Raw genomic sequence first — 15,013 nt, 5'->3', positions numbered from 1 at the left:
AACACGGGCGATGTCAAAGCGGGGGTGCGTGTTTCCGGTGATCGTTCATCGCGGGGGCTTTCGCGCGCGCCCCCAAGGGTCTCATGCCCGGGCCTGCATGGCGGCTTGCAGCCCGATGCGGACCGTCGCAGCGAAATCACGCTGCTCTCAGCCGAACACCATGAGCGAACACCCAGCAGCGGGCGAGGCCCTGCAATCCATTCTCGCCTGGATCTGCCGCAATGAAATCGTCATTGAATTCCCGTCGCTTGGTAGAGCCGAAGACTCGATCGCCTTTCCAGTGCCCTGCCGCTGGACAAAAGCCGTTTGCAGAGATGCGGCGAGTTTCACGACGTCCTCAAGCCGCTCGACTTGACACCCCACGGCGCGCCTTCAGCGAGTTCGGTGAAGAGAAAACCGGCAAAAGTTCGGAGCTTCGCTGGTACCGGTCGGATGGGGCGGACGGTCGCGATCTGCAGGTCCGCGTGATCTAACCCGGAAGCAAGGAGACGAAGCCGGGAAGCATGTCACCCGCAGCTTCTTGAGCTTGCCAGTCTCGTCGTCGAGCGCCTGCGGCCGCTTCGCCTCCGGCACCGTCATGCCGCCGAACTTGGCCTTCCATTTGCAGAAGGTTCCTTCCGACATGCCGTGCGTTCGGCACAGGCCGGCGCACGACGCGCCGGCCTCATGTGCCGCGAGGATGCCGATGATCTGTCCGCCCTCTGATCGGGCCGGACTCTGATCCAGAGTTGCGGACAATCCCGGGGCACGTCATCGGCACCCTGCGCGATCCCGACACCGTGGCGCAGCCCCGGCGCGGTCATCGCGCCCGGTCCTTTCAGTTGCAGATCGGTAGTTCCAGCGGTGGCCGTTCGGGCAGCGAGGCCCGCCATTCATCGATGATCGGCTGCAGCTTGGCCTTGGGCCAGAATTTCGGCGCGTCGATTGCGTCCAGGCATCTGGCGTTCCAGTAGAGACCGGCGCGCGACAGCGAGGTTCCGGTCTTCACCGCGGTTGCAACGGCGTTGATGTCGCGGGATTCGGGATAGACATAAAGCGTCGTGGGATGTCCCGCCACCTGCTCGAGGATTTCCCGGGCCTCGGGCCGCGACCAGGTCGTGCAGCCGTTGCTGCGCCCGCCCGTGTAATTCACCAGGTTCCCGAACGGGACGTATCCGTCTGCGTCGGCATGCGGGCTGTCGGGTTTCCTGAAACGGCACGTCCACCTCAGGAAGACCGCCGGATGCCCGCCGATCGCGCGCTCCCGTGCGTTTTCGGTTTCGCCTTCCCCGTCATACAGAAGGAACGTGCGGTAAAGTGGCCGCCTCTCGCCGGATTTTCGGTAATAGCCCTTGAGGGATGTCCGTGTCTCGGCCGTCATGTAGGGCCCGCCCATCGTCAGCTTCGACCCTTCCGCGTTGCTGAAGTGCCTCGCGCATTGCCGGCCGTTCGAGAAATCGGCGCGTGGCAGTTTCCGCCCGTTGCCATAGCCCGACGACACCGCGCGGAAGGATTTGCTGACCTCGCAGATGACGTAGAACCGCGGCGCCGGGCGGCCGTCGGGCGTGCCGCTGGGGCGGGTCGCGTCCTTGGCCAGGTAGCAGGGATTCGTGACCTCGCCGCGGCTGACCTTGCGCTGGTAAAGCGCGCGGGCCCTGCGCAGGACCACCGGGGCGATCTGGCCCTCGCCCGTGCCGACATGCTTTTGCAGCCAGGCGGGAATCCCGGGCGTTTGCGGCGCCGCCCGCGCGCCCTGCGGCCCAGGCAAGGCGGCGATGACCATGACGGCGACGGTGAGACGGAGGGCATTCAACAGCATCGGGCAAAACTCCTGCCGGGACGTTCTTGGGCACGAGCATACCACATGAATGTCCTTGTGCAGGCGCTCATGTCGCGGATGAAAGGCGGTCGACCTGGCCGCACGCCCGGTGCCGCGGGATGCGCGGGGGCGTCGTCACCGCCCGCCCCCTCAGCAGTTGGGCACGTTCACCGCCAGCCCGCCCAGCGAGGTTTCCTTGTACTTCTCGCTCATGTCCGCGCCGGTCTGGCGCATCGTCTCGATGCAGTTGTCCAGCGGCACGAGGTGGGTGCCGTCGCCGCGCAGCGCGAGGCTGGCGGCGCTGACGGCCTTGATCGCGCCCAGGCCGTTGCGCTCGATGCAGGGGACCTGCACCAGCCCCTTCACCGGGTCGCAGGTCATGCCAAGGTGATGTTCCAGCGCGATCTCGGCGGCGTTCTCGATCTGGGCCGGCGTGCCGCCCAGCACCGCCGCCAGCCCGGCGGCGCCCATCGCCGCGGCGCTGCCCACCTCGGCCTGGCAGCCCGCCTCGGCGCCAGAGATCGAGGCGTTGTATTTCACCAGCCCCCCGATGGCCGCCGCGGTCAGCAGGAAGTCCTCGACCCGGTCCTCGGTCGCGCCGGGCACGTGATCGAGCCAGTACTTGATGACCGCCGGCACCACGCCCGCCGCGCCGTTGGTGGGGGCGGTGACGACCTGCCCGCCGGCGGCGTTCTCCTCGTTCACGGCCATGGCGTAGAGGCTGATCCAGTCGTTGATCTTGTGCGGCGCGTTCAGGTTGGTGCCGCGCTCTTCGACCAGCGCGTCGCGGATGCCCTTGGCGCGGCGCCGCACGTAAAGACCGCCGGGCAGCTCGCCCTCGGTCGCGACACCGCGTTCGATGCAGTCGTTCATCACCTGCCAGATGCGGGCGACGCCCGAGCGCAGCCCGGCCGCGCCGCCGCGCGAGACCTCGTTGTCGCGCTTCATCTGCGCGATGGTCTTGCCCGATGTCTCGGCCATCTCGAGCATCTCGGCGGCGGACTTGAACGGGTAGGGTACCGGCGGGCCGTCGTCGGTGTCGCGCCCCGCGGCCAGCTCGGCCTCGGTCAGCACGAAGCCGCCGCCGACGGAGTAGTAGGTTTCCTGCAGGATCACGTCGCCCTGCGCGTCGGTGGCCATCAGGATCATCCCGTTGGCGTGGCCGGGCAGGTTGGGTCCGAAGTCGAAGACAAGGTCTTCCTTGGGGTGGAAATTCAGCACGGGCAGACCCGGCGGGCGGATCACGTGGCTGTCGCGGATCTCGTCGAGCGTGGCCTCGGCGGCATCCCGGTCGTAGTCGTCGGGGCGGAACCCGGCAAGCCCGAGGATGGTGGCCCGGTCGGTGGCGTGGCCGACCCCGGTGAAGGCCAGGCTGCCGTGCAGCGACCCCTTGAGGCCGGCGAACTCGAAGGGCGAGGCGCGCATAAGGTCCAGGAACCGTCCCGCGGCCACCATGGGCCCCATGGTGTGCGACGACGACGGCCCGATGCCGACCTTGAACATCTCGAAGACGGACAGAAACATTTCGCGCGCTCCCAACCTTTCGCGCTTTATGGATGTCGTGCCGGGGGGCGGCTTGTCCGAAAGCGACGCAAGGTATCTTTCATCCGCAGCAGTGTCCGCCGTCCCGGGCCGGCGGGCAGGGATGCGTGCCGTAGGAACAGAACACGCAGCAGTCCCCCGGCTTCGGCCGCAGGATCGCGCCGCAGCCCCCGCACGCGTGGAACCACCGGCAGCAGTCGGTCGGCATCTCCAGGGTCTCACGGTGGCCGCACTTGGGGCAGCGCAGTGTCGATTGCAGGCTGATCCGGGTCATGGCGGTCTCGCGTTGGCGCGATCACCGCAACACCGTTGCACGGGCGGTTCAAGCGGTGCCGCGCCATTTCCGCCGGTGACTGGCTTGCGCGGGCCGTGGCGCCGGGGATGCGGCGAAACGTGCCGTTGCGGGCGCAGGGCGAAAGAGGGACAAGTAAGACCGGTCGGTGGCCGGCGGCAGTTCCGGCGCGGCTGGTGCCGTGCCTTGCCGGGACAGTGGACGCGTGCCGCGCGCCGCCCGTCTTGTGATCGGGCCGCGGCACCCGGCCCATCGGAGCACGAAGGCGAATGCCGTGACAATATCCGACCTCATCCGTTCATGGCCGGCCGCGCGGCGGCTGGCCTGTGCCGTCCTGGTGGCCGCGATTGCCGCCGCCCCGGCGCGGGCCGAGATGGTGCTTTCGGTCTATTCCGGGGGCAATTTTTCGCCCGACTCGACCGTGGATTACGATTTCAACCGCGGCGGCGGGCCGGGCCGCGTGCGGGCCAGCTGGGACGGCGAATCGCTCAAGCTGCCACCGTATTTCGGGGTGCGCGCGACCTGGTGGTTCGAGGATCGCCCGCGGTGGGGCGTGGCCATCGACAACGCGCACACGAAGGTGACGGCCGATCCCATGCCCGCCCCCTTTGCCGAGCTGGAATTCACCGACGGGATCAACATGGTCACGGGCAACCTGCACTACCGGTTCCTCAACGACAGCCGGGTCACGCCCTACGTCGGCGCCGGCGTGGGGTTCACCACGCCGCACGTCGAGGTGACCAACCTGGCCGGGACCAGCCGCACATCGGAATACCAGTTCGGCGGCCCGGCGGCCGAGGCGCTGATCGGCGTCGAGGCGCGCATCAACGCGCGATGGGCCGTCTTCGGCGAGCTGAAGACGGGCTATGCCGACATCAGCGCCGACCTGTCGGGCGGCGGCCGGTTGTCGACCGAGGTCATCAGCAACCAGGTCTCCATCGGCGTGTCCTACACCCTGAAGAAACGCTAGGCATCCCGACGTGGCAGAGGGGCCTGTCAGGGGCGCCGGGGCACCGGCAGGACGCGCGGCGATCAACTGCGCGCTTGTTGTCGCGGCCGGTGTCCTGGCCGCCCTCATGGGGCTGGCGGCCTGCTCCGGGCCAAGGGGCGGCGGCGACGGCACGGCGGCAAGAGCGGCGGGCGAAACCGACCTGGCCAACGGCGCGGCGGTTTTCCGGGCCGGCGGTTGCGCGACCTGCCATGCCTTGCCCGGCGCGGACGCGCGCGGGGTGCCGCGGCTGGGCGGCGGGCGCAGGCTGGATACCCGCTTCGGCACCTTCCGCGTGCCCAACATCTCGCCGGACACGGCCACCGGCATCGGCACCTGGACGCTGGCGGAGTTCGACGCCGCCATGCGCCGCGGGCGGCGCCCGGACGGCGCGCATTACTACCCGGCGTTTCCCTACACCTCGTACGCGCGCATGACGGGGGCCGACATCCGTGACCTATGGGCCTACCTGCGCGGCCTGCCGCCGGTGCCCAACGTGGTGGCCGGGCACGCGTTGCGCGCGCCCTTCCGCAGCCGGCGCGCCCTGGGCGTGTGGAAGCGCCTCTACCTGCGGCCCGCGCCGGTGGTGTCTGTTGCCGACGCCGGCCCGCAAGTGTCCCGCGGCCGATACCTTGTCGAGGCGATCGGGCACTGCGGCGCCTGCCACACGCCGCGCGATGCGCTGGGTGGCCCCGATTACCGGCGCTGGCTGGCCGGCAGCACGAAACTGGCAAGCGGCCCGGTGCCGAACATCACGTCGGGCGCGCCCGGGATCGCCGGGCGCAGCGTGGAGGAGATCGCGCAGGGGCTCCTGCCGGCCGCCACCCATGCCGCGGCGGGGGACTACGGTTTCGCGATGGAGGCCGTGCGGCGCAACCTCGCCCATCTGTCCGGATCCGACCGGAGGGCGATCGCCGCTTACCTCAAGGCCGTGCCCGCCCGCCCGGGCGAAGGCTAGGGCGCGTCAGGTCGCAGTGCCCTCGGGCGGGTCGGCGTGGCGCGGGGCGGTGAAGGGCTGCGGGCCCAGCCCCTCCGCCGCGACCGCGGCGGCCACGCTGTCGCGGGCCTCCAGTGCCTCGGCCATCGCGTGCAGGCGCGGCCAGCGCCCAAGGTCGAACCAGCCGCTTTCGCCGACCGGGAACAGCGCGAGCCAGCGCAGCAGCGGCGCAACGTAGATGTCCAGCCCGGTGGGCGCCGGGGCGGCGAACCAGCCCGGGGCCTGCCCGGCCACGGCCTCCAGCTTGTCGAGGTGGTGACCGATCTCGCCCTGCATGTGCGCGCGCAGACGGGTCTGCGCGCCCGCATCCTCACCCACGTACTGCCCCGGATAGAATGTCAGGCGCAGGGCCGGGTGCAGGGTGTTCGCGGTGAAGAACAGCCACTTGAGAAACCCGGCGCGGTCGGCACTGTCGGGCGCGGGGGCCAGCGCGCCGTGCCGGTCGGCCAGCCACAGCAGGATCGCGCCGGTCTCGAACAGGGGCCCGTCGGGCGTTTCCAGCACCGGGATCAGCCCGTTGGGATTGAGCCGGAGGTAATCCGGCGCCTTGTGTCCGCGCGTGGCGCGGTCCACGAGCACGGTGGCATATGGCGCGGCCAGTTCCTCCAGCGCCAGCCGGACGATCAGCGACGCGTTGTCGGGGGCGTAGTGAAGCCGGTAGGTGGTCATGGCCCCACCATGGCGCGGAACCATGCCCGGCGCCAGCCCGCGGCCCATGACAATTGCCTCTCGCACCCCTGCGCCAACTTCCCTATAACCGGCGGCGGAAGGATCGCCAGGAGTCGCGCCCATGTCCGGAGAGCTGTCGCCCATCGACAAGGCCAAGTTCGTGGCCGCCAAGCGTGCGGTCGATTACGTCGAGGACGGCATGCGCGTGGGCCTGGGCACCGGCAGCACCGCCGCCTGGATGATCCGCTGCCTGGGCGAACTGGTGCGCGAGGACGGGTTGAACATCAGGGGCGTGCCCACCTCGACGCGCACCGCCCAGCTGGCCAGCGAGGTCGGTATCGAGGTCATCAGCCTGGACGAGGCGCGTTGGCTGGACATCACCATCGACGGTGCGGACGAGTTCGACGGCGACCTGAACCTCATCAAGGGCGGCGGCGGCGCGCTGCTGCAGGAAAAGATCGTGGCCACGGCCAGCGACCGGATGGTCGTCATCGCAGACCTGGGCAAGGAGGTCGAACGCCTCGGCGCGTTCCCGCTGCCCGTGGAGGTCATCCCCTTCGGCTGGCAGACCACGAAGTCGCTTCTCGAGGAAATGCTGGTGTCGATGGATGTCCTGGGCCGCGAAACCACGCTGCGCATGAACGGTGACCACGCCTATGTCACCGACGAGGGCAATTACATCATCGACCTGCACCTCGGCCGGATCGGCAACCCGCGCCAGCTTGCGCTGGTGCTCAACCAGATTCCCGGCGTGGTGGAAAACGGGCTGTTCGTCGACATCTGCGACATCGTGGTCCTTGGTCACGGCGACGGCCGGGTGGAAACGCGCGACATCAACGAGGGCACTGTCGAAACCGACCGGCTGGATTTCGTCGAGGCCGAGAACCTTTTTTCGGACATGGCCGACTGACGGCAACACGGGGCAAAGGGGACAGCACAGGCATGGACTTCGACTACGATCTCTTCGTCATCGGCGGCGGATCCGGGGGCGTGCGCGCGGCGCGCGTGGCCGCGCAGGCGGGCGCCCGGGTCGCGCTGGCAGAGGAGTCGCGCTACGGCGGAACCTGCGTGATCCGCGGCTGCGTGCCGAAGAAGCTGATGGTCTTTGCCAGCGAATACCCCGCCGCGATCGCGGATGCGCAGAGCTACGGCTGGACGGTGCACGCCGGCGGCTTCGACTGGCCGGCGTTCCGCACGAAGCTGCATGCCGAGCTGGACCGGCTGGAGGACGTCTATCGCGGTATCCTGAGCCGTAACGCGGTCGAAAGCTTCGACACCCGCGCGCGGCTGGCCGACGCGCACACCGTCGAACTGGCCTCCGGGCAGCGGTTCAGCGCGCGCCACATTCTGGTGGCGACCGGCGGGTGGCCGGTCAAGCCCGACATCCCCGGCGCCGAGCACGCGCTGACCAGCAACGAGATCTTCCACCTCGACGCGCTGCCGAAGTCCATGCTGATCATCGGCGGCGGCTACATCGCCTGCGAATTCGCCTGTATCCTCAACGGGCTGGGCGTCGAGGTCACGCAGTTCTACCGGGGCGCGCAGATCCTGCGCGGCTTCGACGGCGAGGCGCGCGGGCTGATCGCCGACGAGATGATCCAGTCGGGCGTGAACCTGCACCTGGGCACCAACATCGTCGAGATGGAGGAAACCGAAGGCGGCTTCCGCGTGAAGGCCACGAACGGCACGGAACGGGTGTTCGACAAGGTCATGTTCGCCACCGGCCGTGCGCCCAATACCGCGGACATGGGCCTGGAGGAGGCGGGCGTCGCGCTGGGCCGGAACGGGGAGGTCGAGGTCGATGCCTACAGCCAGAGCAGCGTGCCCTCGGTCTTCGCCATTGGCGACGTGACCGACCGGGTGAACCTCACGCCGGTGGCGATCCGCGAGGGCATGGCCTTCGTCGAGACGGTCATCAAGGGCAACCCGACGCCCGTGGATCACGTCAACATTCCCACGGCGATCTTCACGCAGCCCGAGATGGGCACCGTCGGGATGTCGGAGGAAGAGGCGCGCGAGCACGGGCCGATCGAGGTCTACTGCACGTCCTTCAAGCCCATGCAGCAAAGCTTTGCCGGCCGACCCGACCGCGTGTTGATGAAGCTGATCGTCGCCGCCGAGTCGCGCAGGGTGCTGGGGTGCCACATCGTCGCGCCGGGCGCGGGCGAGCTGATCCAGCTGGCGGGCGTGGCGGTCAAGATGGGCGCCACGAAAGAGGATTTCGACCGCACGGTGGCCGTCCACCCGACGATGTCCGAGGAAATCGTGACCATGAACACGCCGGTGCGGACGGCTTGATTTTTCACCGGCGTCATACACGTTAGACACAGCGTCCGAAGGGACGGCAAGACAAGGGAACAACGCAATGGCTGGACATTCTGGCGGCCCCTGGGGGGGCGGCGGAAATTCGGGCGGCGGCGGTGGAGACCGCAACCGCGGTGACAACAACGGCGGGCGCCGCCCGCCCGAGGGCGGCGGCTCCCAGATGCCCGAGATCGACGAGCTGGTCAAAAAGGGCCAGGACCAGCTCAAGGTGCTCATGGGCGGGCGCGGCGACGGCGGCGGCGGCCGCGGCGGCGGACCCGGCAGCGGCGGCCCGACTTTCGGCCGTGGGAGCGTACTCCTTGGCGGGGCGATCGCGCTCGTTCTGTGGGGTGCGGCGAGCTTCTACACCGTCAAGCCGGAAGAACAGTCCGTCGAGCTGTTCCTCGGCAGCTTCTCGTCGGTGGGCACGCCGGGCCTCAATTTCGCGCCGTGGCCTTTGATGACCTATGATGTTGTCAACGTGACCTCGGAACGCACGGAAGACATCGGCACGACTGGCGGGCGCAGCAGCGACGGTCTGATGCTGACGACTGACGCAAACATCGTCGACATCGACTTCCAGGTCGTCTGGAACGTCAAGGACCCGTCGAAGCTGTTGTTCAACATCCGCGACCCGGAACTGACGGTCCGGGCGGTGTCGGACGCGACGATGCGCGAGATTATCGCGCGCAGCAACCTGTCCCCCATTCTCAACCGCGACCGGGGCATCATCGCCGACTCCGCCCGCCAGAGCATCCAGGAGACGCTGGACGCGTACGAAAGCGGCATCAACGTGGTCCGCCTCAACCTCGACACCGCGGACCCGCCGCAACAGGTGATCGATGCGTTCCGCGAGGTGCAGGCCGCCGAGCAGGAGCGTGACCGGCTGCAACGGGAAGCCGACGCATATGCCAATCGGGTTCTGGCCGAGTCCCGCGGCCGTGCCGCGCAGGTCGTGCAGGAGGCCGAGGGGTATCGTGCACGCGTGGTCAACGAGGCGATCGGCGAGGCCAGCCGCTTCGTCTCCGTCGCGCAGGAATTCAACCAGGCGCCCGCCGTCACGCAGCGGCGTCTCTATCTGGAGACTGTCGAGCGCACGCTTGGCAGCGTCGACAAGATGATCATCGACGAATCGCTCGCCGGCAGTGGCGACGGCAATGGCGTCGTGCCCTACCTGCCGCTCGACCAGTTGAAGCGCTCCGGTAGCACCCGGAACGGCGCGTCGAGTAACAGCCAAGACGGAGACCAGTGACATGCGCAAATCGATCCTAATCCTCCCAGTCCTGGTCTTGTTGGTCATTGTCGGCCTTTCCGCCATCTTCGTCGTGGACGAACGGCAAAAGGCGCTCGTGCTTCAGTTCGGCCAGATCAAGCAGGTCGTGGAAGAGCCCGGGCTGCGCTTCAAGCTGCCGGTCATTCAGGAAGTCGTGCGGTACGACGACCGGATCCTGTCCTTCGACAGCGAAACGATCGAGGTGACGCCGTCGGACGATCGCCGCCTCGTGGTTGATGCGTTCGCGCGGTATCGAATCGATGATGTGGTGCAGTTCCGCCAGGCCGTCGGTATCGGTGGTATACGGGCCGCCGAGGATCGCCTGTCCTCGATCCTCAACGCCCAGATCCGCGAGGTGCTCGGCTCGGACCGGGTGACATCCGACACTATCCTGTCCCCGGAACGGGGTGACCTTGCGCGGCGCATCCAGGAAGCTGCGCGTAGCCGCGCCGACAGCCTCGGTCTCGATATCGTCGATGTCCGGCTGAAGCAGACGAACCTGCCCCGGCAGAACCTCGACGCGACCTTCGCGCGCATGCGGGCCGAGCGCGAGCGCGAGGCCGCCGACGAGATCGCACGTGGTAAAGAGGCGGCACAGCGCGTGCGCGCCGCCGCCGACCGGACCGTGACGGAAACCGTGTCGAACGCCGAACGCGAGGCGGAGATCATCCGAGGCGAGGCCGATGCCGAGCGCAGCCGGATCTACGCGGAAGCCTTCGGCAGCAACGAGGAATTCTTCGCCTTCTACCGGTCGCTTTCGGCGGTGGAGCGGTCGCTGGCCGAGCGCAACTCGTCGCTGGTCTTCACGCCGGAAAGCGGCCTGCTGGTGGAAATGTTCGGCCCGATCCGTGCCAGCGGTCTCGGCAAGGTCGATGCGAGTTCGGTCGATATCGACACCCTGCGCGACATGGCGCCGTCGTCGGAGATTTCCGAGGACCTGCCCGAACGCGAGCGTGAGCGCATCAAGGAAGAGCAGGAGCGCCTGCAGGAGGGCGATACCTCCGGGGTTTCGGGCGAAAGCGATGCGGCGCCCGAGCAGTCGGATGAAGGCGCCGGTGATCAGGCGGACCAGTAATGGCGACTCTTTTCCTGGCCATCGGCCTGGTGCTTATCGTGGAGGGGCTGGTGTACGCGCTGGCCCCTTCGCTTGTCGAACAGATGCTCGAGGCGATGCGCAGCATGCCCGAGGAAAGCCGCCGGCTGCTCGGTCTCGCGGCGCTGGCCATCGGTGTTCTTCTGGTCTGGGCGGCGAAATCGCTGGGCGCATGACCCCGGCCGCCAGGTGCCGGTGCGCGATCACGGGCGCGTGAGGCTGGGGCGCACGGTTTGCACCAAGGCCACAGGCACCTACATTAAAGCCAGGTCGCGGGGCCGGCCGGACGGTCGGCGCCCGCATTCTTGACAGACAAGGGAGATCCGGGAGTGACAAGCAAAGCGCAGTCCATCACCCGCAACACATCCGGCGCCCTGCGCGCCTTCTGGCTGACCGCGCTGACCGTCGGCCTGATGCTGGCGCAGGCCATCGCCGCACAGGCCCGCCCGGAAAGCTTCGCCGACCTGGCCGAGAAGGTCAGCCCGGCGGTCGTCAACATCACCACCTCGACAGTGGTGGCCCGGGGCACCGGCCCGTCGCCCATCGTGCCCGAGGGGTCTCCCTTCGAGGACTTCTTCCGCCAGTTCCGTGACCCGGATGGCGAGGGCCGGCCGCGCCGGTCCAGCGCGCTGGGCTCGGGCTTCGTGATCTCCGAGGACGGCTACGTGGTCACCAACAACCACGTCATCGAGAAGGCCGACGAGATCGTGGTCGAGCTCTTCTCCGGCGAGGAACTCGAGGCCGAGGTCGTGGGCACCGACCCCAAGACCGACATCGCCTTGCTGAAGGTCGAGACCGACGAGCCCCTCGACTACGTCTCCTTCGGCGACAGCGACACCGCGCGCGTCGGCGACTGGGTGATCGCGCTTGGCAACCCGCTGGGGCAGGGCTTCTCGGTGAGCGCCGGGATCGTCTCGGCCCGCAACCGGGCGCTTTCGGGCACCTATGACGACTACATCCAGACGGATGCGGCCATCAACCGCGGCAACTCGGGCGGGCCGTTGTTCAACATGGATGGCGAGGTGATCGGCGTGAACACGGCGATCCTGTCGCCCAGCGGCGGCTCCATCGGCATCGGCTTCTCGATGGCAGCGAACGTGGTGACCCGCGTCGTCGACCAGTTGCAGGAATACGGCGAAACGCGCCGAGGCTGGCTGGGCGTGCGCATCCAGGATGTCACCGAGGACGTGGCCGAAGCCATCGGCATGGAAGAGGTGCGCGGCGCGCTGGTCACCGACGTGCCCGAGGGCCCCGCGCGCGAGGCCGGCATGAAGGCCGGCGATGTCATCGTGTCGTTCGACGGCAAGGACGTCGAAGACACGCGCGGGCTGGTCCGCCAGGTGGGCAACACCGCCGTGGGCAAGACGGTGCGCGTGGTGGTCTTCCGCGACGGCCAGACCAAGACCCTGAAGGTCACGCTGGGCCGCCGTGAGGTGGCCGAGGGCGCCGTGCCCGCCGCGCAGCGGGGCCAGGAGGAGCCGGCCGAGCCCTCGCAGATGTCTCTTCTGGGGCTCGAGCTGACCCCGTTGACCGACGAGTTGCGCGCCCAGCTCGAACTGAACGCGGACGCGCAGGGCCTGGTGGTGAAGGACGTCGAAAGCATGTCCCAGGCCTACGAGAAGGGCATGCGTGCGGGCGACGTGATCACCGAGGCCGGGCAGCAGAAGGTCACGCGCGTCTCCGAGCTGCAGGCGCAGATCGAGGAGGCCCGCGAAGCCGGGCGCAAGTCGATCCTGCTGCTGGTGCGGCGCGGTGGCGAGCCACGGTTCGTCGCGCTTTCGCTGACCGAGCAGTGATTGGCCCGGCGTCGCCGGCGCCGGTACTTGGATGAAAGGGGGCGCCCCGCGCGGGCGCCCCTTTTTCATGCCGCGCCGGTGGATACCTGTGCGCTGTCGTCGTCGGCGTCCGCGTCACCGGGCCGGGGCACGGCCACGAGGCCCAGCCGGCGTGCCGCGTCCAGCGACAGGATGCCCGAATCCGGCCCCTCGGGTGTCTGGTAGCGACGCACGGCGGCGCGCGTGCGCGCGTCCATCTCGCCGGTAACGGGACCTCTGTAATGCCCGCGTGCGCGCAGCGCGCGCTGCAGCGAGTCAACGAAATCCGGCGTCTGCACGTTGGGGCAGGGGGTCTGGAACCAATCGACCTTGCGTTCCTGCACGATGGCCTGCCGCGTCTCGGTGCGGAAGGTCGCGGGCTCTGTCACGGTGCCATCGTCCATGACCTGCGCGGGCTGGACCAGAACCTGTTCGGTGACCGTCTCGACCACCGCGGGCGTGACCACCTTGCCCCAGCAGGTGCCGGGCGCGGCGCCCGGCGGGGCCTCGGCGGTGGTCTGCAGCACCGCCGTGTCCTGGCTGCCAGCAACCGGCAGGGCGGTCTGGCAGCCGGTCGACAGAAGCAGGGCGGCACTGGCCGGTAGAAACGCGCGGAACATCGTGCTCGGGCCTCGGACGGTCTTGTTGGCCGTTATCCTAGCGGCTTTCGCCCCCCGGCGAAAGCGCGCCATCGCAGCCCGGCAGAGTATCGAGCAGCGCCGAGATGTCCTCGATCTCCTCGGCGATGACATGCACCACGCCCGCCTCGCGCTGCACGCGGCCTGTCACCCGCAGCAGCCGCGCGGCGATCACCGCGCGGCGGAACCGTTCGTAGAGCTTGCGCCAGACCACGATATTGACCACGCCGGTCTCGTCCTCCAGCGTGAGAAATATCACCCCCTTGGCGGTGCCCGGCCGCTGGCGCAGGATCACAAGCCCGGCCACGGTGATGCGGGCGCCGCCCGGCGGCTCGCCCAGGCGCGCGGTGACAAGGCACCGCGGCGGGCGGGGCCAGTCGCCCGGCGGGGTTGGAAGGTTGCCCGAACCGCTCATGGGAACAATCATAGAACATTCGGGTTTTGTCGCAACTCTTGCCCGGCGGGGTCGCAAACGGGGCTGGCGGGACCTAGATGCCTTGGCTAGGAACCCCGGGACATCACCGAAACGCAAGCGAGAGGGCGAGTCATGGCGAAGATCACCTATATCGAGCACAACGGCACGGAGCATGTCGTCGACGTGGCGAGCGGCCTGACGGTCATGGAGGGCGCGCGCGACAACAACATCCCCGGGATCGAGGCCGATTGCGGCGGCGCCTGCGCGTGTTCCACCTGCCATGTCTACGTCGATCCCGCCTGGGTCGACAAGCTGCCCGAGAAGGACGACATGGAAGAGGACATGCTCGATTTCGCCTACGAGCCCGACCCGGCCCGCTCGCGCCTGACCTGCCAGATCAAGGTGACCGACGACCTTGACGGGCTGGTGGTGCAAATGCCCGAAAAGCAGATCTGATGGCCCGCGCGCGGTGGCGCACCGCGTGCTGCGCGGCGCTCCTTGCCGTGACCGCCGGCGTTGCGGCGGCGCAGGAGATCGCGACGGCCCGGTATGAGGCCCCCACCACGCGCTATGACCATGGCGTGCTGGGCGATGCCATCGAATGGGGCGCACTGGTGGTCGCGCTGCGCGATGGACGCGAGGTTCGCCTGACGCTGCCCGAGGCCCGCGTGTTCGAGGATACCGCGCCGCGGCTGGCCGACCTCGACGGCGACGGCGCGGCGGAGGTGATTGTCGTCGAATCCCACCGCAATCGCGGTGCGCGGCTGGCCGTCTACGGTGCACAAGGGCTGCTGGCCGCCACCCCCTACATCGGGCGACCCCACCGCTGGCTTGCCCCGGTGGGCGCCGCGGACCTCGACGGCGACGGGCGGACGGAAATCGCCTATGTCGACCGCCCGCATCTTGCCAAGCGGTTGCGCGTCTGGCGGTTCGAGGGCGGCAAGCTGCGCCACCTGGCGGATCTGCGGGGCGTCACCAACCATCGCATCGGCTGGGATCACATCCCGGGCGGCATCCGCGACTGTGGCGGCGGGCCCGAGATGATCCTCGCCAGCGGCGACTGGGCCCGCGTCGTTGCGGTGACGTTGCGCGGCGGCGCGTTCGACACCCGCGCGCTCGGCCCCTACGACGGTGCGGGCAGCCTCGACGCCGCGCTGGCGTGTTCCTGACCGCCTTCCATTTGCGGATGC

General features: G+C 68.8%; 16 protein-coding genes and 1 pseudogene. 10 read left to right on the top strand and 7 right to left on the bottom strand.

Annotated elements, in window-relative coordinates; genetic code table 11:
- Window positions 1-513: 513 nt before the first annotated feature.
- The 4 genes and pseudogenes from CEF10_RS00450 to CEF10_RS17115 form a co-directional block, all read right to left on the bottom strand.
- A pseudogene (locus CEF10_RS00450) lies at window positions 514-726 on the bottom strand (transposase); the annotation flags it as partial.
- A gap of 91 nt (window positions 727-817) precedes the next feature.
- On the bottom strand, window positions 818-1,798 hold the full coding sequence (locus CEF10_RS00445; RefSeq protein WP_232796353.1) for a murein L,D-transpeptidase catalytic domain family protein: 981 nt from the start codon (window positions 1,796-1,798) through the stop codon (window positions 818-820).
- Window positions 1,799-1,948: 150 nt separating this feature from the next.
- Window positions 1,949-3,322, bottom strand: coding sequence for an L-serine ammonia-lyase (locus CEF10_RS00440; RefSeq protein WP_101065404.1), 1,374 nt, complete (start codon window positions 3,320-3,322; stop codon window positions 1,949-1,951).
- A gap of 79 nt (window positions 3,323-3,401) precedes the next feature.
- The gene (locus CEF10_RS17115; protein WP_101065403.1) at window positions 3,402-3,614 is read right to left on the bottom strand and encodes a GDCCVxC domain-containing (seleno)protein; all 213 of its coding nucleotides are present in this window, start codon (window positions 3,612-3,614) and stop codon (window positions 3,402-3,404) included.
- A gap of 292 nt (window positions 3,615-3,906) precedes the next feature.
- Between CEF10_RS17115 and CEF10_RS00430 the strand changes: the two genes are divergently transcribed.
- The gene (locus tag CEF10_RS00430) at window positions 3,907-4,602 is read left to right on the top strand and encodes an outer membrane beta-barrel protein (protein ID WP_157932920.1); all 696 of its coding nucleotides are present in this window, start codon (window positions 3,907-3,909) and stop codon (window positions 4,600-4,602) included.
- Window positions 4,603-4,612: 10 nt separating this feature from the next.
- Complete coding sequence (locus CEF10_RS00425) at window positions 4,613-5,578, top strand: cytochrome c (RefSeq protein ID WP_198586116.1); 966 nt, start codon at window positions 4,613-4,615, stop codon at window positions 5,576-5,578.
- Between the two features lie 6 nt (window positions 5,579-5,584).
- Here CEF10_RS00425 and CEF10_RS00420 read toward each other — a convergent pair whose 3' ends face one another.
- A complete protein-coding gene (locus CEF10_RS00420; RefSeq protein ID WP_101065969.1) occupies window positions 5,585-6,286 on the bottom strand; it encodes a glutathione S-transferase family protein in 702 nt (233 codons plus the stop codon).
- Between the two features lie 121 nt (window positions 6,287-6,407).
- On the opposite strand from CEF10_RS00420, the gene rpiA reads away from it, so the two are divergent.
- The 6 genes from rpiA to CEF10_RS00390 all read left to right on the top strand — a co-directional run bounded on the left by rpiA (window position 6,408) and on the right by CEF10_RS00390 (window position 12,752).
- A complete protein-coding gene (gene rpiA / locus CEF10_RS00415) occupies window positions 6,408-7,196 on the top strand; it encodes a ribose-5-phosphate isomerase RpiA (protein WP_101065400.1) in 789 nt (262 codons plus the stop codon).
- A 32-nt stretch (window positions 7,197-7,228) separates the two neighbouring features.
- Window positions 7,229-8,584, top strand: coding sequence for a glutathione-disulfide reductase (gor, locus tag CEF10_RS00410; protein WP_101065399.1), 1,356 nt, complete (start codon window positions 7,229-7,231; stop codon window positions 8,582-8,584).
- Window positions 8,585-8,651: 67 nt separating this feature from the next.
- Window positions 8,652-9,842 (top strand): FtsH protease activity modulator HflK, encoded by a 1,191-nt coding sequence (gene hflK, locus CEF10_RS00405; protein WP_101065398.1) that lies wholly within the window; start codon window positions 8,652-8,654, stop codon window positions 9,840-9,842.
- Between the two features lies 1 nt (window position 9,843).
- Window positions 9,844-10,938 carry a protease modulator HflC gene (gene hflC / locus CEF10_RS00400; protein WP_101065397.1) on the top strand — a complete coding sequence of 365 codons (1,095 nt, stop codon included), beginning with the start codon at window positions 9,844-9,846 and terminating at the stop codon, window positions 10,936-10,938.
- Window positions 10,938-11,132, top strand: coding sequence for a DUF2065 domain-containing protein (locus tag CEF10_RS00395; RefSeq protein ID WP_101065396.1), 195 nt, complete (start codon window positions 10,938-10,940; stop codon window positions 11,130-11,132). The genes hflC and CEF10_RS00395 overlap by 1 nt, the downstream gene beginning before the upstream one ends.
- Window positions 11,133-11,369: 237 nt before the next feature.
- Window positions 11,370-12,752: a DegQ family serine endoprotease gene (locus CEF10_RS00390; protein ID WP_101065967.1), complete on the top strand. Its 1,383-nt coding sequence runs from the start codon at window positions 11,370-11,372 to the stop codon at window positions 12,750-12,752.
- A gap of 65 nt (window positions 12,753-12,817) precedes the next feature.
- On the opposite strand, the gene CEF10_RS00385 is transcribed toward CEF10_RS00390, so the two are convergent.
- Together CEF10_RS00385 and CEF10_RS00380 are read right to left on the bottom strand one after the other, a co-directional pair.
- On the bottom strand, window positions 12,818-13,390 hold the full coding sequence (locus CEF10_RS00385; RefSeq protein WP_101065395.1) for a peptidoglycan-binding domain-containing protein: 573 nt from the start codon (window positions 13,388-13,390) through the stop codon (window positions 12,818-12,820).
- Window positions 13,391-13,427: 37 nt separating this feature from the next.
- The gene (locus CEF10_RS00380; protein WP_232796352.1) at window positions 13,428-13,823 is read right to left on the bottom strand and encodes an OB-fold nucleic acid binding domain-containing protein; all 396 of its coding nucleotides are present in this window, start codon (window positions 13,821-13,823) and stop codon (window positions 13,428-13,430) included.
- A 132-nt stretch (window positions 13,824-13,955) separates the two neighbouring features.
- Here CEF10_RS00380 and CEF10_RS00375 point away from each other — a divergent pair, with 132 nt between their 5' ends.
- On the top strand, window positions 13,956-14,279 hold the full coding sequence (locus tag CEF10_RS00375; protein ID WP_101065393.1) for a 2Fe-2S iron-sulfur cluster-binding protein: 324 nt from the start codon (window positions 13,956-13,958) through the stop codon (window positions 14,277-14,279).
- Window positions 14,279-14,992: an FG-GAP repeat domain-containing protein gene (locus CEF10_RS00370; protein WP_101065392.1), complete on the top strand. Its 714-nt coding sequence runs from the start codon at window positions 14,279-14,281 to the stop codon at window positions 14,990-14,992. The genes CEF10_RS00375 and CEF10_RS00370 overlap by 1 nt, the downstream gene beginning before the upstream one ends.
- Window positions 14,993-15,013: the final 21 nt, after the last annotated feature.

Origin of the sequence: Roseovarius salinarum, from assembly GCF_002834145.1 — a bacterium.
Classification (GTDB): Bacteria; Pseudomonadota; Alphaproteobacteria; order Rhodobacterales; family Rhodobacteraceae; genus Roseovarius; species Roseovarius salinarum.
Note: the sequence above shows the minus strand (reverse complement) of the source record. Positions and strands in the feature narration are given on the sequence as shown.

Excerpts from the sequence above, each read along its gene's own strand:
- CEF10_RS00445 (WP_232796353.1), bottom strand. The coding sequence starts at position 1,798 with ATGCTGTTGAATGCCCTCCGTCTCACCGTCGCCGTCATGGTCATCGCC.
- CEF10_RS00440 (WP_101065404.1), bottom strand. The coding sequence starts at position 3,322 with ATGTTTCTGTCCGTCTTCGAGATGTTCAAGGTCGGCATCGGGCCGTCG.
- CEF10_RS17115 (WP_101065403.1), bottom strand. The coding sequence starts at position 3,614 with ATGACCCGGATCAGCCTGCAATCGACACTGCGCTGCCCCAAGTGCGGC.
- CEF10_RS00420 (WP_101065969.1), bottom strand. The coding sequence starts at position 6,286 with ATGACCACCTACCGGCTTCACTACGCCCCCGACAACGCGTCGCTGATC.
- rpiA (WP_101065400.1), top strand. The coding sequence starts at position 6,408 with ATGTCCGGAGAGCTGTCGCCCATCGACAAGGCCAAGTTCGTGGCCGCC.
- gor (WP_101065399.1), top strand. The coding sequence starts at position 7,229 with ATGGACTTCGACTACGATCTCTTCGTCATCGGCGGCGGATCCGGGGGC.
- hflK (WP_101065398.1), top strand. The coding sequence starts at position 8,652 with ATGGCTGGACATTCTGGCGGCCCCTGGGGGGGCGGCGGAAATTCGGGC.
- hflC (WP_101065397.1), top strand. The coding sequence starts at position 9,844 with ATGCGCAAATCGATCCTAATCCTCCCAGTCCTGGTCTTGTTGGTCATT.
- CEF10_RS00395 (WP_101065396.1), top strand. The coding sequence starts at position 10,938 with ATGGCGACTCTTTTCCTGGCCATCGGCCTGGTGCTTATCGTGGAGGGG.
- CEF10_RS00390 (WP_101065967.1), top strand. The coding sequence starts at position 11,370 with ATGCTGGCGCAGGCCATCGCCGCACAGGCCCGCCCGGAAAGCTTCGCC.
- CEF10_RS00385 (WP_101065395.1), bottom strand. The coding sequence starts at position 13,390 with ATGTTCCGCGCGTTTCTACCGGCCAGTGCCGCCCTGCTTCTGTCGACC.
- CEF10_RS00380 (WP_232796352.1), bottom strand. The coding sequence starts at position 13,823 with ATGAGCGGTTCGGGCAACCTTCCAACCCCGCCGGGCGACTGGCCCCGC.
- CEF10_RS00375 (WP_101065393.1), top strand. The coding sequence starts at position 13,956 with ATGGCGAAGATCACCTATATCGAGCACAACGGCACGGAGCATGTCGTC.
- CEF10_RS00370 (WP_101065392.1), top strand. The coding sequence starts at position 14,279 with ATGGCCCGCGCGCGGTGGCGCACCGCGTGCTGCGCGGCGCTCCTTGCC.